Below are 26,053 nucleotides of genomic sequence, written 5' to 3' on the forward strand. Positions count from 1 at the left end.
ACGCATCTTTGCATTAAGATAGATTCAAGATGAATACATAGTTTCACACTGTGAAGGGGAGAAAAAAGTTGAAAAAAATATTTATGACAACAACCGTATTTACAAGCATTGTTGCATTGGCAGCTTGTGGTGACAACGTCCCGACTGATGGTGAGGGAACGGCAAAAAAAGAAGGCAGTAATGCTTTAGACGCCGCGAGCATTTTAATGAAGTCTCAAGATGCAATGGAAGAGGTAAAAAATTTACAAATTAATACAGATGCGAAAGCGGAAGTAGGTATTGGTGATGGTAAACCTGGCATGAGCATGGGGATTAATGCGTCACTTATACAAAATGTATCACTCGATCCGGCGGCGCTATATCAAGAAATGACCGCAACTGTTGTGGGAGAGGAAATAAAAAATGAGCAGTATGTGACGGACAAAGGCATCTATTTAAAAGATCAATGGACCGATCAATGGACGGTTGTTGAAGATGATGATGAAATGATGGAAATGACGCCATTTGATGGTTTTGATTACAGTGAGTACCTAGATGTTCTCGTTAAGTTTGTAAACTATCTTTCTTATGAAGAGAAAGAGGATGTTTATGTCGTAAAAATTGATGCAGTCGATGAAGCATTAGAGGAAATTGCAAAAGAATTTGATTTTGAAGAAGGTCTTTTAAATGATTCTGGGCTAACTAAAGAGGAGTTAGACGCCTTTTCGTTTTCGGACTTCTCGTTAGCGTTATCGATTAACAAAGACACGTTTATGCAGGAGCGCATTCAATTAGATATGAAGATGGAAGGAAAAGCAGAGGACTTCACTCTCTCTGTGAACATGACTTCAGATAGCAAGTTATCAAAGTTTAATAAAGTCGATCAAATTGATGTCCCGCAAGATGTCATTGATGCAGCAATTCCTTTTTCTGAGTTGGAAGAGCAGCACGGAATGGGATTTGAAGATAATGGTGAAGGTGTATAATTCATGAATCATAGAGCCGCTAATACAATTAGCGGCTCTACGTTTGAACTTAGCAGACAATGGAGAGGGGATATATATGAAAGAAACGGGGATTTCTTTGAATGAACGGATTCACACGCTCGATATCATCCGTGGTTTTGCGTTGTTTGGCATATTGCTCGCGAATATGATTTTTTTTAAGACGCTGGTGATGAATAAGAAAACATCCTATCTTGAAGTGGCAACACTTCCGGAAGACACGTTGGATGCAATCGCCACGCTGTTCACTTCTTTTTTTGTGACCGGAAAATTTTACCCTATGTTTTCGTTATTGTTTGGATTGGGATTTTACATTTTCTCAAAGCGACTTCTTGAAAAAGATTTATTACCAAAGTCATTGTTTATACAACGTCTCTTGTTTCTACTCGTAGTGGGGCTGGTGCATTTAACTTTTGTGTGGAGTGGCGATATTTTGTATACGTACGCATTAACAGGATTGTTTTTACCACTCTTTTTCCATCGGCAGTTAAATACATTACGTCATTGGATTGTTTGGCTGCTACTTGGTACGTCTGTACTCACGTTTGGTCTCACATTCTTAATGGTTTTCGGTGTACACGTAGGTATTGATATGGATCCTGAATCAGTGGCTACTATGGAGGCGGCCGAACAAGTCGGGGCAGCGGTGATGAGCTCGGGAAATTATGTAGAGATTTTGCAATACCGGTTTTGGAATGAGTCGTTACGGAAGGTGTTTTTTGAACCTCTTGTCACGATACCAACCATCCTCCCGCTCTTTTTAATCGGTTTATACATGGGGAAAACACGGATGTTTCAGGATGTGAAGAAGAACATGCGACGTTGGCGGATGTTACTTCTCATCTCAGCTTCTGTTGGATTGCCACTGATAGCACTCCAGGGGATGTTGATGTATGATGTGTTTAGTCTAAATGTAGCGCTTACGTTCGGTGTGGTAGCCGCGCTACAACAAATTTCTGGTGTCGCCCTCATGCTAGTATATGTCTCATTGTTTGTATTGCTATTACAAAAAGACTGGCTCCAAAAGCTGTTCATGCCTCTTGCGGTCACAGGTCGGATGGCGCTCACAAATTATTTAATGCAATCGCTCGTCTGCACGACAATTTTTTACGGGTATGGACTTGGTTTATTCGGTAAAGTATCTAGTAGTCAAGGTGTACTAATTGCATGTATCATCTTTGCTTGTCAAGTAATACTGAGCCACTTTTATTTAAAGCGGTTCAAACAAGGTCCGATGGAAACATTGTGGCGGAAATGGACGTATCGCAATGCATAAAAGAAACGTTTTTGTTGTATTCGCTGTAGCGGGTGTCCTAATTTTGAGCGCATGTACTTTCTTTGATCAAGAGGATGACTCTTCTCATCGCGACGATGGGCGCCCTGATTCTTATGTAGAACCGATTCCGGTTGAGAAAGTAGAAGAAGAAGTGATTCGTATCTCATGAAATACAATACACCGCCAAGATCCCATATGCGATCTCGGCGGTGTGTTGTTTAAAAGTAATCAGAGAACCATGGCTGGTTATCTGGAATGATGTTTTCTAAATATGCGACATGGTCATCATCTGCATGCAGTCGACCAATTTCTTTTAAATCTGAGGCGCGCTTATAATTAAGAAGCATCGTCACAAGTGTTTGGACATCCGTCTGTACGTCTGCTTTGTCTGCAGAAAGGTCAGTCGCAGTCACGCACGTTTCTTCGTCAAAAGAAATGTTGAATGTACCATTATTCCATTCGAGCATTGGATCGGTGACATGCATTGTAAACGATTCAGTTGCATGCTTTGTAAATGGAAAGGCAGATAAGAATGCTTGCACATCGACAATCCGCGCCATATAGTAAGGAGAAATCTTTTCTTCGATCTCACTATCTTCTAGGAAAAAGGACAACGGTTCATTAGTAAAGATTTTCCCTTTAATATGATATACCATTGAAAAGTGGGCACGGATAAAGTTCCAAATTCCTCTACGTGCTTCTTCATTGATAAAAATCATTTCTTTTACATAGAAGGTTTCGTTTTCAACTTTATAATACATATAACCAGTTGGTGTGTCATGAGCATCATAGTAGATGCAAGCAGTTAGTTCGTCTTTTTCCCATTTGAAATGCTCAACCCAAGCAAGGTCATTACGAATCATTGCGGCATTTTCTTTATGTGAGAAGTGTTTGTATGCAGTACGAATATCTTTATGATCAAAATCGACACGTTCAATGCGACCGGGGACTTCATACGCCTTTGGTAATTGTGTGTCTCGAACCGAGTAGGAGATGACATCAGAGATGATTTCCCAGCCTTTTTTCCGGTAATAGGGAATGGAGTATGGAAATAAATAAGAAATGGTTTGCCCTCGTGCCCTCATAGAAGTGAGGCTCTCTTTCATTAAATCATTCATTAATCCGAGACTAGCATACTCTGGATAAGTACCAACACCTGTTACGCCACCCATTTTAAAGGCACGTCCATGTATGTTGACACTAAATGGGTATACGGCAATTTGTGAGATGAGTTTGTTATCTGAAAACCAGCCAATCACATCGCAAGACTTGATAATGGGTTTCTTCCATTCAAGCATTTGACGAGCACCAATTTGAGAAACATCTTGATTGGTGACTTGAAAGACATAATTTAATAAGTCGATTGAATCCTGCATATGCGCTTCTCCTACACGCCGCATTTCCAAAGCATCTTTTCGTTTTCGACTGCTATTGCTACTGTCCATCATATCCCTGACTTTCTGTAAGTGATTATTGGTTATTTTAACGAATAAAGTGTGCATCGTCAAATCATATGTTTTACACAGAGAAAATGTGCATTCTTTTCTAAATAAATGTACTGATTGATCATGAGCGAACATACATTTGTGGAAAGGGAGATGACTTGATTTGTAGAGATATGTATTTGTCGAGGTAGTTCAAACACGATCTTCTCCTAGGATCAAAAATTTTATGGGCGTTTATTGCCGATTTTAGTTGTGAAACAAGCCTATTTTTACATCTTTGTTCATACATTGTATAAAACGCGTAGGAAAGGGGGCACAGAGCGATGCTGTTATTGTATCAAATCATTGTATGGGTAACGGTTTTGGGGCTATCCTTTTACGTATTCGCTTCATGGAGATGGGAAGAAAAGACAAGAAAAAAGTTAGGCGTCATACGGAAAATATGGTATGCCTTATTTATTGTCGGTGCAGCACTGGCATGGACACTTCATCCTTATAGTTTATTTGATCGTTGGCATCATTACGTCATTGTAGCATGTGTCTTCGTTATTATCGATGCGTTCATTTTTTTGAGTGCATATATCCAAAGAATTGGCTCAAGTTTGTTTACAATTGATACAGGTCACTTAATCGAACAAAATGACCAAGTACTTGGTATGCAAAGGAATAAGCTGAAGGCATTTTTTCGATTATTAAAAAATGATGCCATCAACGTCTATTTTGGTGGTCAACGTGCATATATTACCGGTGTGAGAGAAATCTTAACGAAGTTCGCGGAGAAGACGGAGATCGAAGCGAGCGTGTTTCCCTATATGACACAAGCGGATAAAGATCATGTGCTCCTACATTTTCGAGATCGTTCTGCTGTGGGCGCAACATTAGAACGACAAGATGTGTATTATGGTGATAAAGAAAAGCTTGTGTACATCCCGGTTATTTTGCAAGGAGAAAGTCATGTCATTAAACTGTCGTCTAATGAGCGATTAACAGAGTTTGATGCATTGTTGTTTGCTTCGCTTGTGGCGATCTATGATTTACTTTCATCGGGGAGTGAGGAGGATAGTGAAAACGCGTAATTGTGCTGGGAGGACTCACGAACTCAGGTTCATGCACATAGCATATCGTAAACAATTTTTGAGTGGGTGAGGCGTGAATGAAAAAGATGACGAAGAAATCAACAAATAGTGTACTTCCTGCATTTGTTGCTTCTCCGTTTACAGTCGATCTTCAAAAGAAAAATAAGGAGGCCATTCAACTATTTAAAAAGAAATGGCGCTGGAAAAAACGTGCACAAAAGTAGATGGCAGCCTCGGAAGTGAGCGAGTTTTAGGTCAGCACTTATAAAAAATTGGAGACCAAACGGTCTCCAATTTTTTATGTTTTTTTCGAATTACTTGGATTCATATTGCGTGTGCAAGGCTTTCGTTCTAAAATATGAGTAAGGTTGTTTAAATGTTCAATTTACAGCGATCCCTGCTGGACCTGCTCCTACTAAAAATGTACCAATGATTGAATTCGAAGTGGTTTCAAATACGCTGATTTCATTGTCCCAAAAACGTGTAACATATCCGAGGGCACCGTCAGAGGTAATAGCGAGACCAAAGGATTCACTGGCAGGGATGGTTTGCACGATTGCATTTGTTGATGTGTCAATAACTGAAATGACAGGGGCTAACGCATGTGTTACGTATGCACGTGTGCCGTCAGGTGTGATTGTAACAGAAGAAGGACTGTCACCAACAATGACGGTCGCCACAACCATGTTGCTTGCTGTTTCAATGACTGAGACGGAATGATCATTGTTTATATCGGTTGCAAAGTTTGTCACATACGCATACGCCCCATTGGGTGTAACTGCGACACTAGAAGGGAATTCACCGACGGTAATGTGGTCAGTCACTGTATTTGATGCAGTTTCAATGACAGCAACACTGTCTCCGGCACCGTCGGTTACATACACATATGCCCCGTCTGGTGTGACATCGATCCCTATCGCGCCACTAACAGAGATGGTTTCAGTGATCGTATAGCTGGTCGTGTCAACGACATATACAGTGTCTGTATTAGGACTAGTAATATACGCATACGCACCATTTGGGGTAATTGCAGCAAAGTGTGGGTTTGACATAATAATGGTGGCGACAACAGTATTGCTATTGACATCTAGGACGGAAGTTGAATTTTCACCAGAGTTTGGGACGTAAGCATTGTTTTTATCTGGGGTGAGGGCGATATGAAAAGGGCTTTCTCCAACAGGAACGGTGTTGATGATATTTCCTGAAACGGATTCAATGACTGAAACATCGTGTGTGCCAGCATTTGTCACATATAATAAAGATTGTGAAGGATCCCCATGGCAATCAGGTAATACAAAGGAACCTGTTAATTGTATGAGGGTACTACCCCCAGGAGATGGTGTGGTGTCAATTTGAATACTGTTCGGATCTACTTCGATTAAATGAAAGTTTGGGCATGGGACCGGTGCGAACTCACTTGTGTAACAAACGACTTGATCCATGCATACTTGCCCAAATTGACTGAGTGATGCACCGGTGCTCCCGCCACCTGGCGCGACGATCGGTCCTAGACTTACAAGAAAAGATAAATTGCCAACGACGCGTAATTTCCGGATTGTCGTTGTTGCGGCAAGCGCATCGTCGTTGCAAGGGCTGTCAACCTCGGTTTCAATGGTGCACGGTTCAGACGTACATTGCAAACAATTGGTTTGGAATGTAAACACAGGTATAGGGGCTGGATCAATAGGGAGTTGGAAAGGGCTTTGTAATAGAAATTCTACTTGAAAAGGGACTTCTAGTTGACAAGGCTCTTCGCAAACAGGAAGGGCAGCTGTTGTAGATATATTTTCTGGTCGACGGAGGTGAGCTGATTTTGATTGTTGGGCTAAAAATGATGACAAAGGACGTTTTTCTTCGAGCATTTTGGACACTCCTTTAAGGTTTTGGTCATTTCCACCTTATGCATATGTCAATATAGATTGCCCCAGACCAAAATTAGCGCCCAATTTAAGTGAGAACATGACAATCAGAGAGGACAGATACGATGATTCGCTATCCAGTTTTCCAGCAATGTAAAAAAGTCGCAGTGACGGCACCATCTTCAGGTGTTGAGCCTGAATTACACCATTTAATTACTAAAGGAACCGCTCGAATGGAGGAGCGTGGTTTTCGCGTTATCGTCGGTGACACGACGTGGACACAAGTAAAAGCGAAATCAACACCTGCGCCTATTCGCGCAGCCGAACTACAGAAATTTTTGCAAGACGAGGAAATTGGGTTGATCATGCCACCGTGGGGCGGATTTTTGTTGATTGAAATTTTGCCATACCTTTCATTTGAAAACATATCGCCAAAATGGATTCTTGGCTATTCAGATACGAGTGTGTTATTACTCGTATTAACGTTAAAGACAGGCATTGCGACAGCGCAAGGCACGAACTTTGTCGATGTGCGGGGAGAGGTAATGGATGAGACGACCGCGCGCTTTCTCGATGTATTACAAACAAGGAGAGGAGAAGAAGTGACGCAAATAGCATCGCCATTTTTCCAAACGGAGTGGCAATTTGACAACCCAACGCCGCATATCTTTCATTTGACGAAACAAACGGAGTGGAAGACGATTTCAGGTGCGCCATTTGATTGTACTGGTCGATTACTTGGAGGCTGTATTGATGTTATCCGCCATTTAATTGGCACGCCATTTGGGGATGTGGCTTATTTCCAGCAACATTTTATTGATGGAGAACCCATTTTATGGCACTTTGAGAACTGTGATCTTAAGACAGATGATTTACGCCGCACACTCGTGCAAATGCGTTTAGCCGGTTGGTTCGACCATTGTGTTGGTATTGCTTTTGGACGCAGTCCTGCAAATGATCCGGTTGAAGGTTATGAGATTGAAGATGTATACAAAGACCTATCAGATGAACTAGGTGTGCCGGTTGCGTATGACTTAGACTGGGGGCACCAGCCACCACAGTTGACGCTTGTTAACGGAGCGCGTGCACGTCTCGTTGTCGAAGGTGGTACCGGAAAACTAACGCAATCATTTGTTTAAAAAAGATGTTTGAAAGAGAGTGAGAGACATGGGGAGAAAGTGGAATAATATTAAGGAGAAGAAGGCGGCGAAAGACGCGAATACGAGCCGCGTTTATGCGAAATTTGGGCGTGAGATTTATGTGGCCGCTAAAAGTGGAGAACCAGATCCAGCGTCAAATCAAACGTTGAGGTTTGTTTTGGAGAGAGCGAAAACATACGATGTCCCAAAAAGTATTATTGACCGGGCGATTGAAAAAGCAAAAGGAGGCACTGAGGAAAACTATGTAGAACGGCGTTACGAAGGGTTTGGTCCAAACGGATCCATGGTTATCGTTGATGCGCTCACAAACAATGTGAACCGCACCGCCTCAGATGTACGAGCGGCTTTTGGGAAGAATGGCGGCAATATGGGGGTCAGTGGCGCTGTTGCCTACATGTTTGATCCAGTGGCGGTTATTGGCTTCCAAGGCATGACAGTAGAGGCGGCTCTAGATATGTTGTTAGAGCAGGACATTGATGTCAAAGATGTGTTAGAAGAAGAGGACATGATCATTGTTTATGCTGATCCGGGACAATTCCAAGCAGTGCAAGCAGCGTGTAAAGAAGCAGGCGTGACCGAATTTGTGGTTGCGGAACTGGCGATGTTGGCACAGTCAGAAGTGACGCTCTCTCCTGATGCACGCAAACAGTTTGAGCAGATGGTCGATGCGTTAGAAGCGTTAGAGGATGTGCAGCAAGTATATCATAATGTGGCGTTAGAAGAGTGAAATAGGCGACCATTTCGGTTGTGACAACTGTTTCTACCAGGAGTGACGTCGTAATTCAATGAAATGGTAAGCAGTGATACAAGTAGAGTGTGAAAAAGGAAAGAGACATGTCATTTGTGTGCATGTCTCTTTTCAATCAGATGCTGAAGTCCCACTTGTACATTTTCGTCAAGTTTTACCCAGATCACTGCACCGGTTGGATGGGTATACGGTAATGGTGAAGGGAGTTTGTATGGGGTAGTAAGTTGCCATGCATACGTTCGTTTGTATGGAAGTAACGTTTCTTTCTCCTTTGTGTTGCCATAGTAGATATTTATACGATTGTACGTGTGAAGGTCAAGCGGACCAGTCACATTGACTAAGTAGACGACACCGGCAATGGTACCGGTCCCGCTTGGAATGATGGCGATTGGCCCTCTTGTTTTCGTGTTTGTCCCGCGTATTTCAATGCTTTTTTGGCCTGACAAAATCATGCTTGCCCATGGTTCTCGAACTATGAGACCGTGAGTAATTGGTTCTGTGTATGTGTGAAACAACGGCAATTGTGCATCTATCATGATCAATCTCCTTCTGTAAATGGAAACGTCCAAAAGCGTTCGTATGCAATCCGCTGTACAGCTTCTGGGACCCCGGCGTAGTAAGCGGCTTCTAAGTCCGGTAATGTCCAAGCAAGTTGTGAGGCATGGGCACGTAATGCGTTTAATTTCACATCTGCATAACGGGACACATCATGAACGACATCAGCTTTGCCAATGTTTGCTTCGTGGTTGTTAGAAAAGGCGACCGCATGGAAAGTTGGGCGGTCAGGAATAGGGATTTCTTGTAAGGCATCAGCCACTGCGCGACCCGTCGTATCATGATCAGGGTGCACGGCATAGCCAGGATAAAAAGAAATGACAAGGGAAGGAGAAAGCTCGGCTACAAGTTGCAAGACAAGATTTTTTAATACTTCAAGCGGCTCGAATTCTAACGTTTTATCACGAAAGCCCATCATTCGGACATCAGAAATGCCCATCACTTTGGAAGCTGCTTGCAATTCTTTGCGACGAATATGCGGTAAAGACTCGCGTGTGGCTACGGGAGGGTTCCCTAAATTGCGCCCCATTTCACCGAGTGTTAAGCACGCATAGGTTACTGGCGTGCCTGCCACAACATGGGCGCGAATTGTTCCTGCGGCAGCAAAGGCTTCATCATCTGGATGAGGGAAAATGACAAGTACATGTCGTTCTGATCTCATGGTGTAATCCTCCTCTCACATGAAGTTGGAAACGGGGTTGGACTTAGCTGAAAAGCGATCGCAAGCTTCCCACTATGATCGAGTCCAGCTAGTAAAAGGCGGTTATGTTGATCAATCTCATAATGGGTCAGTCCTTCGCCGTACACCCAACCGATGTCTAATTTTAAACCGACACGATAAGGGCCTGTGCCGGTAATTTTTCCATGTGAGTATGTAATATGAGCGTTTCGAATATACGCACTGGCAGAGAAAAATGATTCATCGACATGCGATGCGTAAGCGCCGTTTGTTGTCTCTAAATGCAAATATATAGGTGTATCAATAAATGTCTCGAGGTATGTTTGAACTTTTTCACGGCAAATGAGATCCAAGGGTATTCCCCCCTAATGAATAATACCATTTTTATTATATTATACGTGGAGATGGCATGGCGCGCAATAAAAAGGGGCTCCGAAGAACCCCAATGTGTGATCTACAAATTTGTTTCACTACCGTGTTGCGCGATCAGCATTAAGTAAACCATATCCATATTCAAATCGAGACCGGAGAGAATCCGCCTCTGTGAGCAACCCCATCTCAATTTGGCTCGCTGTCCATGCCGGATGCTTCTCTTTCAACAGTGCTGCAGCGCCTGCAACAGCTGGCGTTGCCATAGAAGTGCCGGATGCACGCACGTAGGAGCCGTCTAAGAAAGTGCTAAGTACGTCCACACCAGGCGCAACGATGTCCAAACCAGAGCCATACTGTGAGAAGCTAGCACGGCGGTTGTTTTCGTCAACGGCACCGACAGAGAGTACAGATAGATAGCGGGCTGGATAAGATACAAAAGGATGGCCGTCATTGCCACTTGCTGCGACAACAAGCACATCATTTTCACGTGCGGCATCAACGGCTGCTTCTAATGTGCGGGAGGGGGCATTACTGCCTAGACTTAAATTGACAATATCCATATCATTTTCGATCGCCCATTCAATGCCTTGGATGACGACACTTGTAAGAGCCGAGCCAGCGCTACCTAAAACATTGACAGCATATAGGTCAGCGTCAGGAGCAACGCCTACAATACCAATATGATTATCACGGGCCGCAATTGTCCCTGCGACATGAGTGCCATGTCCGTTTTTATCGGTGTAACTTTCCCCATCTATAAAGCTGACCCCACCAGCAATGCGTAGATCAGGATGGTTGGCAATGCCAGTATCTAGTACGGCTACTTTGACTCCTTCACCAGAAAGGTCGCGCCGATGAGCTGCAGGTGCCCCAATTTGCATGATATTTTCTGGGGTTGTTTGACGCGAAATCGTCATGAGTGCATCTTTTTCAACATAGGAAACGCCACCAGCTTCTTGTAGCTTACGCGCCTCTTCAGCGGTTAGGCTTGCGACAACAGCCGGTGTCTCTTGATATGTGTGCGATACTGAAAAGTTCATCATTTCATTAACAGAAAAAACACCTTCTCCAGGGTTCTCCATCATGTCTACAAACCCTTCTAATGCTTGATCATTCTGAAAACCGATAAAGTAGCTTTCTTTTTTCTCCTCTGCAGCAGATGCAAAGGTAGCTGATCCTACGGCGAACAATGTGGCAGAAATAAGACAGAACAATTTTTTCTTTTTCATAATAAAAATATTCACTCTCCTATTGTGGTTGTTCTTCAAAAGTTGGCACTATTTTGGCGTTGTGTCAACTTGATGAACCCCATGTGTTTTTATCTGAATAGACTACAATATAGCATAAGATCGAGCGGCAGGTAATTGGGAAAATGCTTCTATACAGATAGGTGAACTTTGTTTTAATGACAAGTTTTTTGTCGCCTGTATATATGATGAAGGAACACGATAAAGGGGGAAATTGTTTTGATAGGAGGTTGGGAAAAAGTTGTGGACGCCCATGCGTTGGCGTCCACCGAGTAAAAAAGTTATGCGTGCATGTTTTCTTTTCTTTGTTGTTTTCTTTGCCATACAAAAGCAAACGTTGTGGTGATGGCCATAACGACAAACCCTAGTAAAAAAGGAGAGTAAATATGTACGTCATAAAAAATGCCAGCAATAACCGGACCGGCAACGTTGCCAATGCTCATATACGCATTGTTCATGCCCATCGCAAACCCTTGCTCATTCCCTGCAAGTTTTGAAATGAGTGTTGTAATGACTGGACGTAAAATAGATGTTGCTAAGAAAATAAAGAGCGTCACAACAAAAAATAGCGTATAGGTCGAGGCAAATAATGATAATAAAAAGCCTACGGTTGTTACTGCTAAAAAGTACGTAAGGGTACGTCGTTCACCAAATCTACGAACAAGCCGATCGACGACAAACAGTTGTACAATGACGCCGATGAGACCCGTTGATGTGATCATTAAGGCAATTTGTTTTGGTGTTGCCCCAAATTGATTATCAACAAATAAGCTTAAAACAGATTCATAAGCAAGCAAGCCGAAACTCATAACGAGTGTAAGGATGAGTGGGATAAAGTAAGGTTTTCTCACGCTTTGAGCAATTTTTTTCACCATGGAGTCGGTGGATGATTCTCTACTGTTTGTCGTAGGTTGTGTACTTTCTTTCAAAACGATCATGGAGAATAAAACAGCGACAACAGACAAGAGTGCTGATGCGAGCAACGGAGCCCTTACACCAAAATCAGCAAAGAAACCACCAATACCGGGTCCGACAACGATCCCCAATGAGATGGAGGCTGAAATGAGACTGTTTCCGCGCGCCCGTTGTTCAATCGTTGTAATATCCGCAATGTAAGCAAAGATGGCGGGAATGAGTAGAGCGGCACCGATACCACCAATGATGCGAGACACATAAACAATCCAAATGTTGTTTGAAAAATAAAAGACAAACATCGATAAAGTTAAGAAAACAAGGCCGGCAATAATCATCTTTTTACGTCCATACTGGTCAGCCCATTTTCCGGCGACAGGAGACATGAAAAACTGTGCAGCTGCAAAGAGGGCAATAATCAACCCCGCTGCCTTACCTCCTTCACCAAGTCCCATCAAATATTCAGGTAAAATAGGGATGACAATTGCAAAGCTGGCAACAGCAATAAACATATTAATCATTAAAACGATCATTTTTTTGCGTTGATCTATTGTCAAACGGTTTTCTCTCCTCGCTATAGTTAAGATGTAACGATCTCAGACTGTATTATACAATTTAGTTAAACGAAATAACAAGCACAAAACTCGTGTAAGAAAATCACCGCAGTGACTCTGCATTATGGTATGATAAATAAGGTTTTATTACACATAGGATGTTTAAGTGAAAGAGGAGACGTGTATGATTGAAGTGACAACGGCAACACATTATCCAGTCCAAATAAAGCATGTACAAATGATACATCAGGAGCGCTTTGATTGGTGGGATGTTGTGCAATTTTCTTTCACGCTTGATCCAGCACCAGCGCCATTTTGTGCACCGGGTGCGCAAGTCGTGCTAAATAAGCAAGGTGTCCCGATTGAGTGGGTTTTTCAAGAAGAACGATGTGATGAGCCAACGTTTCAGTTAGAAGAACAAGAGGTGCAACAGCTTGTATTATTTTGGAAAAAAGTATAACATGGAGACGAAAGATCAGTGGAATATGTCAATCGCGACAAAAAACGCTAGATTTTTGGGCGTAAACACGCTAAAATTTAAGAGGTTATTTTGTCTGTCGTGTGAGACACATGAGGTTGTTTTTTGAGCAATACTTCTAAACGTGATAAAATAAGTTTGGAAGCGCTTTGAACCGACATCGTTTCATGGTAAAAAGCAGATGAGATGTAAAATGCTATATTTTAAAGGATAAAATGCTAAGTGTGGTTTGAAACAATCTTGTAGGAGGTCTATATTACATGTCAAGCAAGGAGCACAGTCAACAAACACCGTGGCAAAGGTTTTATGGTCCAAACTTAGGTGTTGCTGTCGAGCTATATGAGCAATATGTGGCTGATCCAAGCACAGTAGATGAAAAAACGCGTGCACGATTTGAACAGTGGGGCCCGCCTGTATTAGAAGAACGCTCAAGCTCAGTTGTTACAAACGAAGGAGATACGCTACTTGGAATGGACATGGCGCGTGCCATTGCCGGAGCGGTGAAGTTGGCTGATTTTATTCGGGCAAAAGGTCATCAAGCATCGGATATTCAACCGATTTGGAAGCAGGCTGGATCGAACGATTTGCTTCAATATGCGCGCTTTCAAGTAACGAAAGAAGCGCTTTTACAAATGCCAGCGCAATTGATTTGTCCAGATGCACCTGCTCATATAGAAAATGGGTTACAGGCAATTGAACATTTAAAGGATGTTTATACAAAGACAACAGCGTTTGAATTTGAGCATGTGCAAGAGGAAGACGAGCGGAATTGGTTGCGCCGCAAAGTTGAGTCTGAGACACATGCGGCCCCTTTAACAAAAGAAGAAAAGAAAATGCTACTTGAAAGACTTACGGCGGTGGAAGGGTTCGAGAAATTTTTGCACCGGACTTTTGTTGGTCAGAAGCGTTTTTCGATTGAAGGGGTAGACGCACTTGTACCTATGCTTGACCGAGCCATTGGAGAAGCACAAAATGCAAACGCGGCCCATGTGATGATTGGCATGGCGCACCGTGGGCGTTTAAATGTATTGGCGCATAATCTAGGAAAACCTTACAAAGCCATTTTCTCCGAGTTTTTACAAGCAACAAATGAGCTGAAGGCACCATCAGAAGGCTTGGGAGAAACGTATATTGGCTGGACAGGGGATGTGAAGTATCACCTTGGTGCCGACCGACAAATTAAAAGTGGACAAAGTGAGCATATGGTTGTTTCACTGGCCAACAACCCAAGTCACTTAGAGTTTGTTTCGCCAATTGTCGAAGGGTATGCGCGGGCCGCCCAAGAAGACCGGCGTGAAAAAGGTGTGCCTAAGCAAGATGAAACAAAAGCAATGGCCATTTTAATTCATGGTGATGCGGCATTTCCAGGACAAGGAATTGTAACAGAGACGTTGAATTTGAGTCGCCTCGCAGGTTACCAGACAGGCGGCGCCTTGCACATCATTGCCAACAATAACATTGGGTACACGACAGAGACGCATGATTCGCGTTCTACTACATATGCAAGCGATCCGGCGAAAGGTTTTGAGATTCCGATCGTGCATGTGAACGCAGATGATCCAGAAGCTTGTTTAAAAGCAGTTGCGCTCGCGGTGGCATATCGTGAGACGTTTAAAAAAGATTTTCTGATTGACTTGATTGGTTACCGCCGCTTCGGTCACAATGAGGGGGATGAACCAGCTGTCACCCAACCAGAGCTGTACACACAAATACGTAAGCATCCAACTGCCCGTAGCTTATATGCGGAGCAATTGGCACAAGAAGGCGTGCTCGCAAAAGAAGAGGCAGACAAACTGGATTCGGACATGTACACTTACTTGCTTGAAGAATATAACAAAGTCGCAGCAGATAAATCAGAGAAAACATACGAACTATCGCCGCCGGACTTTATTGTGAACGGGTTACCAAAGATAAAAACGGGTGTTTTAGAAGAAAAGTTGCGTGCTTTCAATGAGCAACTTCTCACATGGCCTGAGTCTTTCCAACCGAATCAAAAGCTAGAGCGAATTTTAAAACGTCGTTTGACTGCTTTTGATGGTGGTGGCAGTGTCGACTGGGGGTTGGCAGAAGTGCTCGCATTTGCGTCAATCATTCATGATGGCACACCGATTCGTTTAAGTGGTCAAGATACAGAGCGGGGAACATTTGCGCACCGTCACTTAGTGTTGCATGACCGCAATGATGGGACACAATATGTACCGCTACAATCCTTTTCAGAAGCGAATGCATCATTTGCGGTATACAATAGCCCACTCTCAGAGCAAGCGTGTGTTGGATTTGAGTATGGTTACAACGTATTCGCGAAAGAAACACTCGTTTTGTGGGAAGCCCAATTTGGGGATTTTGTGAATGGTGCACAAGTCATGTTTGACCAATGGGTGTCTGCCGGTCGCGCGAAGTGGGGGCAAAAATCGGGCTTGGTCATTTTATTGCCGCACGGTTATGAAGGTGCCGGCCCAGAACATTCCAGTGGCCGCGTGGAGCGTTTTTTAAGCTCTGCAGCGGAAAACAACTGGACAGTCGCAAACTGTACGTCAGCTGCGCAATATTTTCACCTGTTACGACGACAAGCGATGATTTTACAAAAAAATACAGTGCGCCCACTCATCGTGATGACACCAAAAAGCTTATTGCGTAACCAAGCGATTGCTTCAACGACGGAACAATTTGTCTCTGGCTCTTTTCAGCCGATTTTAGAAGAACCATTGCTTGGTGCTTCACGCGAGTCAGTGGAACGGATCATTTTATGTAGTGGGAAAGTAGCCGTTGAGTTACAGGACCATATTAAAAAGCATGAAGAAAATTGGGATTGGCTCCACATTATTCGGGTGGAAGAACTTTACCCATTCCCACGCCGCGCGATTCGGGAACGGTTAAAAGAGTTTCCGAACTTAAAAGAAGTGAAGTGGGTACAAGAAGAGCCGAAAAATATGGGGGCGTGGTCGTTTATCGAGCCGCGCTTGCTAGAAGTGTTGCCTGAGGCTGTACCGCTTAGCTATATTGGTCGAACGTATCGTTCCAGTCCAGCAGAAGGGGCATCGAATGCGCATAAAGCTGAACAAAAACGTATCGTGACAGAATCATTGACGCGTAAAAATGAAGGAGGCCGTTAACGGTGGCGGAAATTAAAGTACCAGAACTAGGGGAATCAATTACAGAAGGAACGATCTCGCAATGGTTAAAATCAGTTGGTGACTATGTGGAGCAAGGGGAGTTTATTGCGGAGCTTGAGACAGACAAAGTGAACGCAGAAATTCCGGTTGAAACGGCAGGTGTCATTAAGGAATTCAAGCGTGAGCCGGGTGATACGGTTGAAATTGGTGAAGTGATTGCGATTATTGATGCAGGTGGATCAGCGGGTGCGGCATCGGTAAGTGAGCCGACGCCTGTAGAAACGCCAGCTGCTGCACCTGAGAAGGAAGCGCCGGCTCCTGTCCTAGAAGAAACGAAAACAAAAGGGGAGCGCCCACTTGCTTCGCCTGCAGCGCGTAAGTTGGCTCGTGAAAAAGGGATCAATCTAAATGAAGTGACGCCACTTGATCCAACAGGAAAAATTCGCAGCCAAGATGTTGCCGCGCATGCAGCGCGTCCGACGCAGCCAGTAGCAGCGGTAGCGCCGCCGGCTGTCAATCTGGATGTGGAAGATGCAAAGCCAGTGGAACGCGAAAAAATGTCGCGCCGTCGCCAAACGATTGCAAAACGCCTTGTAGAAGTACAACAAACATCAGCAATGCTAACAACGTTTAACGAAGTCGACATGACCGCAGTGATGGATTTGCGTAAACGTCGTAAAGATGCATTCCTTGATAAAAATGGCGTGAAACTTGGGTTTATGTCGTTCTTCACAAAAGCAGTTGTCGGTGCGTTAAAGGAATTCCCATTATTGAACGCAGAAATCCAAGGCGATGAGATTTTAGTGAAGAAGTTTTATGACATCGGGATTGCCGTTTCAACGGATAGTGGTTTAGTTGTACCAGTATTACGTGATGCCGATCGTCTTGGCTTTGCCGGCATCGAGCGTGGAATTGGTGAGTTAGGGAAAAAAGCGCGTGACAACAAGCTACAATTGAATGATATGCAAGGCGGCACATTTACGATTACGAATGGTGGGGTCTTCGGTTCATTATGGTCGACACCAATTTTGAACGCGCCACAAGTTGGGATTCTTGGCATGCACAAAATCCAAATGCGTCCAGTTGCGATTGACAATGAGCGCTTTGAAAACCGTCCAATGATGTATTTGGCGCTTTCTTACGACCACCGGATTGTCGATGGAAAAGAAGCGGTTAGCTTCCTTGTGAAAGTAAAAGATATGATTGAAGATCCAGAGCAATTGTTGTTAGAAGGATAATCATAAAAGGAGAGGCTGGTTCGCCAGTCTCTCCAATTTATCGTAGAGGAGGAAGATCATATGATTCACCGGCAGTGGGAGCAAAAAGAACCGATTCGTTATATTACGTGTGTACATACAGATGCTAAAAAGTACACAGTGAAAAATGCATTGACTGTAGGTAAAAAATATCCGCTGAAAAATGAGACCGATGAGTTTTATTTTATTGTCGATAACACTGGCAAGATTGGTGGCTACGAGAAAACGTATTTTGAAGGGGCATAATGATCTAGGGGAGAGGCATTGTCAACAAAAACAATTCCATATGACATGGGCTTCATTTTTGATGAGCACTTGCGAGAAATACCAAACTGCACAGAAGAAATGACAAAAGGAATCGCCTATTTAAAAGAGCAGTTGCACGAAACAGAAGATCAGACGGAACAAACTCGGTTACTCGGTCAAATGGGTGTGTATTTACGCATGGTTGGTTCGTTGGGGGAAAGTTGTGAAGTGCTAAAGAAGGCCCTGTCTCATGCCAGACAAGCGCAATTACCGCAACGGATGTTTGTCAACCAGCTTCGTTTAGCTCATACGTATCAATGGATGGGGAATTTCAGTCGATCGAATGAAATATTTGCTAGGTTGCAGCGAGAGGTAGAAAAAGAGGAATTGATGCATTTACGTTCCTTTTTTTATCAGCATCAGGGGAAAAATTTATTTGATCAAGGACGATACATAGAAGCACGAGATTGTTTTCGGACAGCGCTTGCGATTCGGAGAGAAGAGGGGGCTGATGAGGAATTGCTTGCTTCGTCGGAGAAGGCGTTGGCTGTGTGTGGGCATAAATTTCGTGTGGATGGTAGCGATGTATAACGGGATTGTCTTATTGGTGCATAAGACAATCCCGTTCCATTTATGGAATATTTAACTTCACTGGCTCCAATGTTAGAAAAAATAGATGATGTTTTGAAGAGCATTTAGATTTCCTTGTAACGGTTGGTTCACGCCGTTTAACTATATAGCGGTCCGGTTAAACGTAATCCTTCTAGAACGCTAACACTTCTAAAGCCTGTAGCTGGAAGAGCGGAAGTAATAGTAGCAATAATATTATTGTTTATGCCATCAATCACAGAGATATTATTATCAGCAACTTTTGTTACATAAATAAGGTTTGTTCTCGGGTTAGCACCTGCAGTGTATGCACCAGTTCCCACCGCAATAGTAGCAATTGTGTCTAAGGTAATCCAGTCAACAACGAGGACACTTTGCAAATTGGTTGCAACAACATAGATTAGATTAGTATTTGGATTCACGGTAATTCCTTGTGGTGCTGCACCTCCAGCAAGTGGAATTGTCGGCATCAGTGTTTGATTGGTTGCGTTGATGACAGAAACATTATCTGAGCCTTGATTGGAGACATAAACTTGGTTTGTGCTTGGGTTGGCAACGATACGGAACGGATTCGTGCCGACGGTAACCGTGGCTGTAATCGTTTGTGTGAGTCCGTCAATCACAGTGACATTGTTACTAACATTATTAGCACAATAAACTAAATTAGTATTAGGATCAACAGTCGGATTTGCCACTGGATCACTTCCTATGTTAAAGGCTGTGACGACTGTGTGATTCAAACCTTCAATAACGGAAACTTGATTTGTCGGAGCACGATGGGTGACATAAAGAAGATTCGTATCTACGTTAATTCCGAGACCATAAGGGTTAGCAGCCACACTAATAATGGTTGAGATTGCTTGTGTGGTGAGGTCAATGACTGAGACATTGGAACTACCCTGGTTGATGGCATAAAGAAAGTTCGTATTTGGATTGACTACAAGGCCACGTGTATCTGTTCCTGTTGTATCAATTGTAGCCAAAATATCTTGTGTGTTTCCGTCAATGATGTAAACTGAATGTTGCCCGCTATTTGAAATGAAAACTTCATTGACTGTTGGATCAGGTCCAGTCGGCCCGGTAGCCCCGGTAGGTCCTGTAGATCCAGTAGGTCCGGTGGCTCCAGTAACCCCCGTAACGCCAGTCGCGCCAGTAACGCCAGTAGGTCCGGTAGGTCCAGTGACGCCAGTAGGTCCAGTAGGTCCGGTGACGCCAGTAATCCCCGTAACGCCAGTCGAGCCAGTAACGCCGGTAGGTCCGGTAGGTCCAGTGACGCCAGTCGGTCCAGTAACACCGGTGGGTCCAGTAGGTCCTGTAGATCCTGTAGGTCCAGTCGGTCCAGTCGGTCCGGTAGCCCCGGTAGGTCCTGTAGATCCTGTAGGTCCAGTCGGTCCAGTCGGTCCGGTGGCTCCAGTAACGCCGGTAGGTCCAGTAACGCCAGTAGCCCCCGTAACACCGGTAGCCCCAGTAACGCCGGTAGCGCCAGTAGCCCCAGTAACGCCGGTCGCCCCAGTAACGCCCGTGACACCAGTAGCGCCGGTCGCCCCCGTAGCGCCAGTGACACCTGTGGCGCCAGTAACCCCGGTAACGCCAGTAGCGCCGGTCGCCCCAGTAACGCCGGTAGCGCCAGTGACTCCGGTAACGCCAGTAACGCCGGTAGCGCCAGTAGCCCCAGTCGCGCCAGTAGCCCCAGTCGCGCCAGTAGCGCCCGTCACTCCAGCACCAGTCGGTCCGGTCGGTCCTTGTGTACCGAGCTCCTCCCAAGGGTTCCAAGTTGTGCCTGTGTCATCGGTCGCGCTTCGTACATAAATCGTTGGGTTACCAATAAGCAATTGTAAAATCGATGTGGTCGGTCCCGGCGTGATGACAGAAACATACAATGTCCATATCGGACTTGTAAACCCGAGTGGACCATTCACAGGTCCGCCTGCATTTCCTTCAGAACTGTACACACCCTCGGTAATAAACGAATCTAAATCACTACCAGAAGGCACTTCTTCATAAGGAAAAGCGCCGACATCCTCAGCATCTAGCGTTAAACTTCCATCTGGTGCAGCAGTAATGCCGTTGATGTTTTCAATGCCGCCTGGAATATCGCCAATCGTAATGGTGACAGTACCTGCCCCATCTGGAAAAATCCCATTAATATTGGTCACGCTTCCAGCAGGTCCCGTCGCTCCAGTCGCACCCGTCGGTCCGATCAACGTAGGAATGTTTGTCGCTGCTTTCATTTTCGATTCAAGAATAATTTCTTTCTTGAAAATCGTATCAAGCATGTCCGCAGCACTCTCGTTGATCGCTAGAATTTCTTGTAGTGTAGCTGGTGGACCAGTAAGCCCATTTAATGTTCCAAGAGCGTATTGAATCTTCTCTCCTTCCGCATTAATAATGTGTGCCAAACCCATTTCCTCCATTGCGATCGATGCGAGCAGTAAATTGACGACATCATCACGGTCGAGGGTAATATTGGGCGTGAAATTTGGCATGTTTGGTTGAGACATGTTCACACATCCTTTTCGGTTATTTTTAAGTAAGCTAGAACAGAGGTTGTTCGCTCCATTCAGGGTATGTTTTTTTTTTTTTTTTTGTTCGGGCTATTTGGTATTAAGTTAAAAGAAGAAGTGGCTAATGAGGGATTGATTGCTTCGTCGGAGAAGGCGTTGGCTGTGTGTAGAGAAAAGTATTTGTAAAAATAAACGACGTTTTCTTTTAGTTATCTTTTTTGGTGGAAGTCTGGTGGAACGTTTAAAGCGATTTGCCAGATTTTTTGTGTACATATGTTTAGGGGATTGCTTTATTAAGGCTCGATTTTTTTAATATACGGTATTAGATATTAATGATAACTGCATGTTACGGAATGCTTATAATGGAATATTTTGGTTCTTGTCTTATGTAAATCAGAGGTTTATGGTAAAGGTGTGGATCTTGAAGTGATGTTCATCGCTTTGTTGACGCGCGAATGGATAAATTGGAGGTGACAGGGAAAGGGATTGCGGCGCTGTCTGCAGGTGTCAACATGCTAAAAGTATCGACAGCAATTGCGACATCAACTTGTGTGAAGAGGAGTCTGTTTATATGAAGAAATCGACGATTGTGTCAACTTTGTGTATTGCCTTACTTACGACCACATTAGTACCAATGGATGCTTTTGCGAAGACGGAACAAGTAGTTTCTGAAAATCGCACAAATATGGTTGATACAAAGAACCAGTTGGAAGCTGTCATCGATCAATTAGGTGCACAATCTGTTTCCATGCAAGCAGATGCATTGACTTTGCTTCAGCAACCGAACATGTCCATTGCGGACATGCCGGAGTTGTCTAAGTATCTTCAACGTACGAAAGAAAGTGCGACGAATTGGCTTGATACGTTAAATAAGCGAGTGTTGAAAACCAATCAAAACATGATGGCGTTTGGTCAAGATGTTGAAAGTTACTATGATACCCTGTCTGATTTAGCGACACGTGTTAATGAAGATGAACAAGCGAGAGCGGATTTTGCCCGCGGGATCCAATATTTACAATCCGTGTTAGCGGATGATCAAAATGAAACAAACGAGACGATGGCACAATTAGCAGATCTACGTCAAACGAGTGATTATACGTTTGACAAGTTTTCTGCGGATGTAAATGAATCTTTAACGCAGTCATCGTCAAAGACACAGGAAGCGAATCGACATATCGTCGCGCTTACGATAAAAATTCAACAAAACCGTGATTTTATGATTGCATCAAAGCTGCAACGATTGGAAGACTTTATTCTAGTTTTTAGAAGCGCTGATAGTTTGACGGGTTTAGGGAAAGTATACGGCACAGTCATCTCGACGATTGTCAATAGTGTTGAAGTACAGCGTGCCGCTGATCAAATCATTGATGCCCAAAAGGAAATCAATGAATGGGAGTCTACACTGAATGAGGAATCGTTCCAATTGACGCACCTCAATATGCTAAAGCAGATCTTTGATAACTTCCGGAGTCATTTAGGTGAGAATGAAGCAACACTTCGCATATTTGGTGAAGGTTTAGGCATGCTCGAACAAGACATGAATGAACTTGTTCAGATGGTAAATAAAGCAGACGTAGATGTGACAGCATTAACGGCGCATTTATCTCAATTTAAGCAAACGGTGATGGAAATTGCCACTCATGCTGAGAAACAAGCGAATACGCTGGCTGGAGTTAAATATCAATAATTTTAGCGAAAAGAGGTATTCAAATGAATAAAAAAATAAAAACTCTTACGTGTTTAACAGTCATGACGGCAATGTTGACGACAACCGTGGTTCCTGCTACTCACGCTTTTGCAGCAACTAATGCTGTGCCAACTGAACAAGCTGTTTCCGCAGAGGACGAGCTTGTACCAGCCGAGTTAGAGAACGTGTTAGCAAAAACGGGTTCGCATATTGCCGTGTTAGATGAGTATGCGATCTTGGTGAATGCGCAAGCACCGTATGATTTTTCTGCGACAAGTATAGACAAGGGATTGATTGATAAAATTGTTGCCGATCAACAAACAGCGAAAGCCAATGCAATAAAATGGGTTGATCAAGTCAAACCACAGATCATCCAGACGAATGAAGATATTTTCGCTTTTGGGACAAAGTTTGATAAGTACTATGAGACATTGGTTCGTGCGGCCGATGAAGCGGATACGTCGAAGCTAAAAAGCGGTATCACATCGCTTTATAAGAGCATCCAAAATAAACAAAATGACGTGACCGATTTGATTGGTGTGTTGAAGACATATCGCAATGCGGTTGTAGATGATGGAGAGAATTTTTCTACCAATGCGACGAATGTGGCAAAAGCATTTGATGCAAATACGGGCAAGATTGAGCAGTTGCAAGATTTAATTGCGGAGTACCAAAAGAACATTGATGAAGGTACGGATTTAGTGACAGAAGGGGTTTCTTATGAGGCGCCCGGGATTGTATTAATGGTGCTAGGGAAAGTGCTTGTCTTTTTAGGAAACACAACTGGAATTTCAATGGATTTAGCTGGTATGGGTTTAACCGCAGACGGCGCTGCGTTAGTGACCAATGGGATACAGATGATTAAAAGTGGTAAAGATGGCATTCGCGATGCAACGGCACAATTGTCGCAAGCTGAGGGTCAAGTCGCAGCACTGTCTTTAAATAAGGAACGGCTTCAAACCTTTACGAAAGAAATTGACGTGGCAATTCAATCAGCACAAGCAGTGTTGAATCAGTGGCAGCTCATGGGTGCGAAATATGAAACGTTGCTCGAAAAGATCGATCGTGCGACGCCTGAAGATTTGCTGTTTATCAAAGCGCAATTAAAATCTGCGAAGAAGAGCTGGGAAGATATTTTGGCTTATGCAGACAATTTGTATGTTGATTTGACGACTGGTGAGTAATGAAAATATGAGACGAGGGGGATACGTATGTTACATGCAAAAAAGCTTGGGAAATATTGTGCGGCGCTGCTTTGTTTAGCCATTCCTTTGTATAGTGCAACACCGGCGGTTGCAGAGGAAATTCCCACGGTAATGGATGGTTTGACATATCATGTGATTGCGATGCACCCTGATTTTGAAAGTAAGGCACAAGAAGCGGGAAAAGCCGGTTTGTCCGCTGAAAATCAGGCATTGGCACGTCAGCACGAGAAAATTGTTTATGAGCAGGCACAACAGTGGCAGGATTCGTTAAAAGGTGAATCGAATCGGACACGTGATCAAGTCCTCTCATATGATGACACATTCAATCGGATGTTTGATGAGATAATAGACGCGCTCGCAGCAGATGACGAGGACGGCATCCTCGAGCGACTTGACAACATGCAAGATGATGTGACGACGCATAAAGGTGCTGTTACGCAGTTTTTAGATGACTTGCGTACGTATAAATCAGACATTGGTAAAAATGTGTCACTGATGCAAGCGGATATTGATAAGATAGAGAATTTAATGGATGGCTACCGCGCTTCTTTAGATAAGCTATACGATAAACTATCAGAAGATCTGGATGATGTCGTTCGTAGTCAAATTGAGGAAGAAACGTACGATTTATCAGTAAAGATCTATGATCTGTTAGAACCTTTAAGTATGCATTTGTCAACACTCGCTTCAGATATTAAAGGGGTTGATGATGGGGTGTTGAACATTGGTTGGTTGGTAACGTTGGAAGATATGAATACGGGTTGGTCACGATTAGACTCGGCACTGAAGAATTTAATTGGTCAAGTGAAGGAAACAGAAACATTTGACGAAGATTTGTTCAGAGCAGATATGGAGACCACAAAGACTTTATGGACCAATATTTATAGGCAGGCACAGCAATTATAATCACAAAAGCCCTGATCAACAACTGTATGAAGCTTGATCAGGGCACTTGTATGCTGTTGAAGGGAGTTAAATGAGTCTTTTGTGAGGCGGAATTACTCTGCTACAAGCTCTTCCTTCAATTCTTGCACCTTTTCCAAAGGTAACTGTGTGACCTTCGCAATAAAAGCACCTTCAGCACCTTCAAGCAACATGCGTTTTGCTGTTTCGGTCCGTTCTTTCTCGATGCCTTTCTCAATGCCTTCCTCGATCCCTTTCTCCCATGCATCCCGTTCAAAAAATGTCATAATATTATCAATGTCCATTTTCTCCTTGGGGACGAGTTTTTGCACTTCCTCACGCATTGTGTTTTCCTCCTCTTTCGTTAGTGACATGTATGAAGCAAAAAACTTCATTTGTAATGCTTGTTGTTCTGCGGTTGCTTTTCCTTTTATCATGAGCCGCAAAAAGGTTAGTGCGACATCCATTTTCTCTTCTTTATTATAGCCTAATTTCGGTAAAAGTGTCACGATCGCTGGGTTTTCGTGGCGTAGGAATTTGCGCCAAGGAAGGCTCCTTAAGAAGATGTGTTTGTAGCGGAAGGTGAGGTATGTTTCTGATGGCGTGCCAAGCTTGATGTCTGTTGGCGGTAGTTGATTTGGCTGATCATAACTAAAGACGGCAATCGGCAAAATTGTGCATCTGTACTGATCGAATAGACGCAAATAGTAACGTAACATCCGGTACTGAAAATCCAGTTCGTAACTTGCTTGGGCCTCAAGGTGAATGAGGATGACGATGTCATGGTGTTTCATTTTCGTTTTGACAACATAGTCAGGCCGCAACGAAGAACCAATATTACCGTCCGAATGTAACTCAGTAGCGATAGGCTTACATGCACTAAAGTCAATTTCTCTTGCTTCTTCTGGAAAAAATGCTTGCATGAAATCAGTAAAAAAATGGTCAAATAGCTGTTTGAACAACTTGTCGTGAGGGATTTGCTGATTAGACATAGAACGAGGCTCCTTTTTGAGGTATGTGAGGGGGGATAAGAACTTATTCGTCAAATAGGAAGGGGATTCCTACTTTTCTTGGATATATAATGATACAGTGGGGCTGTCCCAAAAGGTCGTAAAAAATGACCTTTAGGACAGCTTTTTCTGTTTTTCAAACAAAAAAACACAAAAAAATCGCCCACTCTGTTAAA

General features: G+C 43.6%; 24 protein-coding genes. 15 read left to right on the forward strand and 9 right to left on the reverse strand.

Annotation, left to right across the window (positions count from 1 at the left end; all coding sequences use genetic code 11):
• The first annotated feature begins 68 nt into the window (after window positions 1–68).
• The 3 genes from BLT29_RS06975 to BLT29_RS13340 all read left to right on the forward strand — a co-directional run bounded on the left by BLT29_RS06975 (window position 69) and on the right by BLT29_RS13340 (window position 2,428).
• Window positions 69–965 carry a DUF6612 family protein gene (locus BLT29_RS06975; RefSeq protein WP_090775593.1) on the forward strand — a complete coding sequence of 299 codons (897 nt, stop codon included), beginning with the start codon at window positions 69–71 and terminating at the stop codon, window positions 963–965.
• A gap of 76 nt (window positions 966–1,041) precedes the next feature.
• On the forward strand, window positions 1,042–2,259 hold the full coding sequence (locus tag BLT29_RS06980) for a DUF418 domain-containing protein (protein ID WP_090775594.1): 1,218 nt from the start codon (window positions 1,042–1,044) through the stop codon (window positions 2,257–2,259).
• Window positions 2,252–2,428 carry a hypothetical protein gene (locus tag BLT29_RS13340; RefSeq protein ID WP_176763847.1) on the forward strand — a complete coding sequence of 59 codons (177 nt, stop codon included), beginning with the start codon at window positions 2,252–2,254 and terminating at the stop codon, window positions 2,426–2,428. The genes BLT29_RS06980 and BLT29_RS13340 overlap by 8 nt, the downstream gene beginning before the upstream one ends.
• A gap of 49 nt (window positions 2,429–2,477) precedes the next feature.
• Here BLT29_RS13340 and BLT29_RS06985 read toward each other — a convergent pair whose 3' ends face one another.
• Entirely contained in the window at window positions 2,478–3,659 is a 1,182-nt protein-coding gene (locus BLT29_RS06985) for a GNAT family N-acetyltransferase (protein WP_090775595.1), read from the reverse strand.
• A 368-nt stretch (window positions 3,660–4,027) separates the two neighbouring features.
• Here BLT29_RS06985 and BLT29_RS06990 point away from each other — a divergent pair, with 368 nt between their 5' ends.
• Window positions 4,028–4,780, forward strand: coding sequence for a type II toxin-antitoxin system SpoIISA family toxin (locus BLT29_RS06990; protein WP_090775596.1), 753 nt, complete (start codon window positions 4,028–4,030; stop codon window positions 4,778–4,780).
• A 77-nt stretch (window positions 4,781–4,857) separates the two neighbouring features.
• Complete coding sequence (locus tag BLT29_RS13345) at window positions 4,858–5,004, forward strand: hypothetical protein (protein WP_176763848.1); 147 nt, start codon at window positions 4,858–4,860, stop codon at window positions 5,002–5,004.
• A 156-nt stretch (window positions 5,005–5,160) separates the two neighbouring features.
• Here the strand turns inward: BLT29_RS13345 and BLT29_RS06995 are convergent, their stop codons facing one another.
• Window positions 5,161–6,642, reverse strand: a complete 1,482-nt coding sequence (locus BLT29_RS06995) for a YncE family protein (RefSeq protein ID WP_090775597.1) — start codon at window positions 6,640–6,642, stop codon at window positions 5,161–5,163.
• A 122-nt stretch (window positions 6,643–6,764) separates the two neighbouring features.
• Between BLT29_RS06995 and BLT29_RS07000 the strand changes: the two genes are divergently transcribed.
• Together BLT29_RS07000 and BLT29_RS07005 are read left to right on the forward strand one after the other, a co-directional pair.
• Window positions 6,765–7,778 (forward strand): S66 family peptidase, encoded by a 1,014-nt coding sequence (locus BLT29_RS07000; protein ID WP_090775598.1) that lies wholly within the window; start codon window positions 6,765–6,767, stop codon window positions 7,776–7,778.
• Window positions 7,779–7,806: 28 nt separating this feature from the next.
• The gene (locus tag BLT29_RS07005; RefSeq protein ID WP_090775599.1) at window positions 7,807–8,526 is read left to right on the forward strand and encodes a YebC/PmpR family DNA-binding transcriptional regulator; all 720 of its coding nucleotides are present in this window, start codon (window positions 7,807–7,809) and stop codon (window positions 8,524–8,526) included.
• Between the two features lie 110 nt (window positions 8,527–8,636).
• Here BLT29_RS07005 and BLT29_RS07010 read toward each other — a convergent pair whose 3' ends face one another.
• The 5 genes from BLT29_RS07010 to BLT29_RS07030 all read right to left on the reverse strand — a co-directional run bounded on the left by BLT29_RS07010 (window position 8,637) and on the right by BLT29_RS07030 (window position 12,869).
• Window positions 8,637–9,083, reverse strand: coding sequence for an ASCH domain-containing protein (locus BLT29_RS07010; protein ID WP_090775600.1), 447 nt, complete (start codon window positions 9,081–9,083; stop codon window positions 8,637–8,639).
• A gap of 2 nt (window positions 9,084–9,085) precedes the next feature.
• Window positions 9,086–9,763, reverse strand: a complete 678-nt coding sequence (bshB2, locus tag BLT29_RS07015) for a bacillithiol biosynthesis deacetylase BshB2 (protein WP_090775601.1) — start codon at window positions 9,761–9,763, stop codon at window positions 9,086–9,088.
• Window positions 9,760–10,134 (reverse strand): YojF family protein, encoded by a 375-nt coding sequence (locus BLT29_RS07020; protein WP_090775602.1) that lies wholly within the window; start codon window positions 10,132–10,134, stop codon window positions 9,760–9,762. The genes bshB2 and BLT29_RS07020 overlap by 4 nt, the downstream gene beginning before the upstream one ends.
• Window positions 10,135–10,251: 117 nt before the next feature.
• Window positions 10,252–11,397: a S8 family peptidase gene (locus BLT29_RS07025; RefSeq protein ID WP_245701135.1), complete on the reverse strand. Its 1,146-nt coding sequence runs from the start codon at window positions 11,395–11,397 to the stop codon at window positions 10,252–10,254.
• 284 nt (window positions 11,398–11,681) lie between these two features.
• The gene (locus BLT29_RS07030) at window positions 11,682–12,869 is read right to left on the reverse strand and encodes an MFS transporter (protein WP_090775604.1); all 1,188 of its coding nucleotides are present in this window, start codon (window positions 12,867–12,869) and stop codon (window positions 11,682–11,684) included.
• 181 nt (window positions 12,870–13,050) lie between these two features.
• On the opposite strand from BLT29_RS07030, the gene BLT29_RS07035 reads away from it, so the two are divergent.
• The 5 genes from BLT29_RS07035 (at window position 13,051) to BLT29_RS07055 (ending at window position 18,550) form a co-directional block, all read left to right on the forward strand.
• A complete protein-coding gene (locus BLT29_RS07035; RefSeq protein ID WP_090775605.1) occupies window positions 13,051–13,326 on the forward strand; it encodes a hypothetical protein in 276 nt (91 codons plus the stop codon).
• A 278-nt stretch (window positions 13,327–13,604) separates the two neighbouring features.
• Complete coding sequence (locus BLT29_RS07040) at window positions 13,605–16,457, forward strand: 2-oxoglutarate dehydrogenase E1 component (RefSeq protein ID WP_090775606.1); 2,853 nt, start codon at window positions 13,605–13,607, stop codon at window positions 16,455–16,457.
• Between the two features lie 2 nt (window positions 16,458–16,459).
• The gene (odhB, locus tag BLT29_RS07045; protein WP_090775607.1) at window positions 16,460–17,695 is read left to right on the forward strand and encodes a 2-oxoglutarate dehydrogenase complex dihydrolipoyllysine-residue succinyltransferase; all 1,236 of its coding nucleotides are present in this window, start codon (window positions 16,460–16,462) and stop codon (window positions 17,693–17,695) included.
• Window positions 17,696–17,755: 60 nt separating this feature from the next.
• A complete protein-coding gene (locus BLT29_RS07050) occupies window positions 17,756–17,959 on the forward strand; it encodes a DUF6501 family protein (protein ID WP_090775608.1) in 204 nt (67 codons plus the stop codon).
• A gap of 18 nt (window positions 17,960–17,977) precedes the next feature.
• Window positions 17,978–18,550 (forward strand): tetratricopeptide repeat protein, encoded by a 573-nt coding sequence (locus BLT29_RS07055; RefSeq protein WP_090775609.1) that lies wholly within the window; start codon window positions 17,978–17,980, stop codon window positions 18,548–18,550.
• 137 nt (window positions 18,551–18,687) lie between these two features.
• Here BLT29_RS07055 and BLT29_RS13865 read toward each other — a convergent pair whose 3' ends face one another.
• Entirely contained in the window at window positions 18,688–21,069 is a 2,382-nt protein-coding gene (locus BLT29_RS13865) for an alpha-helical endospore appendage domain-containing protein (protein ID WP_090775610.1), read from the reverse strand.
• Window positions 21,070–21,643: 574 nt separating this feature from the next.
• Here BLT29_RS13865 and BLT29_RS07065 point away from each other — a divergent pair.
• Genes BLT29_RS07065 through BLT29_RS07075 form a run of 3 tightly spaced genes read left to right on the forward strand, consistent with a single transcriptional unit; the run spans window position 21,644 to window position 24,870 of the window.
• On the forward strand, window positions 21,644–22,759 hold the full coding sequence (locus BLT29_RS07065; protein ID WP_090775611.1) for an HBL/NHE enterotoxin family protein: 1,116 nt from the start codon (window positions 21,644–21,646) through the stop codon (window positions 22,757–22,759).
• 23 nt (window positions 22,760–22,782) lie between these two features.
• The gene (locus tag BLT29_RS07070) at window positions 22,783–23,943 is read left to right on the forward strand and encodes a ClyA family alpha-helical pore-forming toxin (protein ID WP_090775612.1); all 1,161 of its coding nucleotides are present in this window, start codon (window positions 22,783–22,785) and stop codon (window positions 23,941–23,943) included.
• 27 nt (window positions 23,944–23,970) lie between these two features.
• A complete protein-coding gene (locus tag BLT29_RS07075; protein WP_090775613.1) occupies window positions 23,971–24,870 on the forward strand; it encodes an HBL/NHE enterotoxin family protein in 900 nt (299 codons plus the stop codon).
• A 92-nt stretch (window positions 24,871–24,962) separates the two neighbouring features.
• Here the strand turns inward: BLT29_RS07075 and BLT29_RS07080 are convergent, their stop codons facing one another.
• On the reverse strand, window positions 24,963–25,859 hold the full coding sequence (locus BLT29_RS07080; protein ID WP_090775614.1) for an RpnC/YadD family protein: 897 nt from the start codon (window positions 25,857–25,859) through the stop codon (window positions 24,963–24,965).
• Between the last annotated feature and the right edge of the window lie 194 nt (window positions 25,860–26,053).

This window comes from Shouchella lonarensis (assembly GCF_900096965.1).
Lineage (GTDB): Bacteria > Bacillota > Bacilli > Bacillales > Bacillaceae_D > Shouchella > Shouchella lonarensis.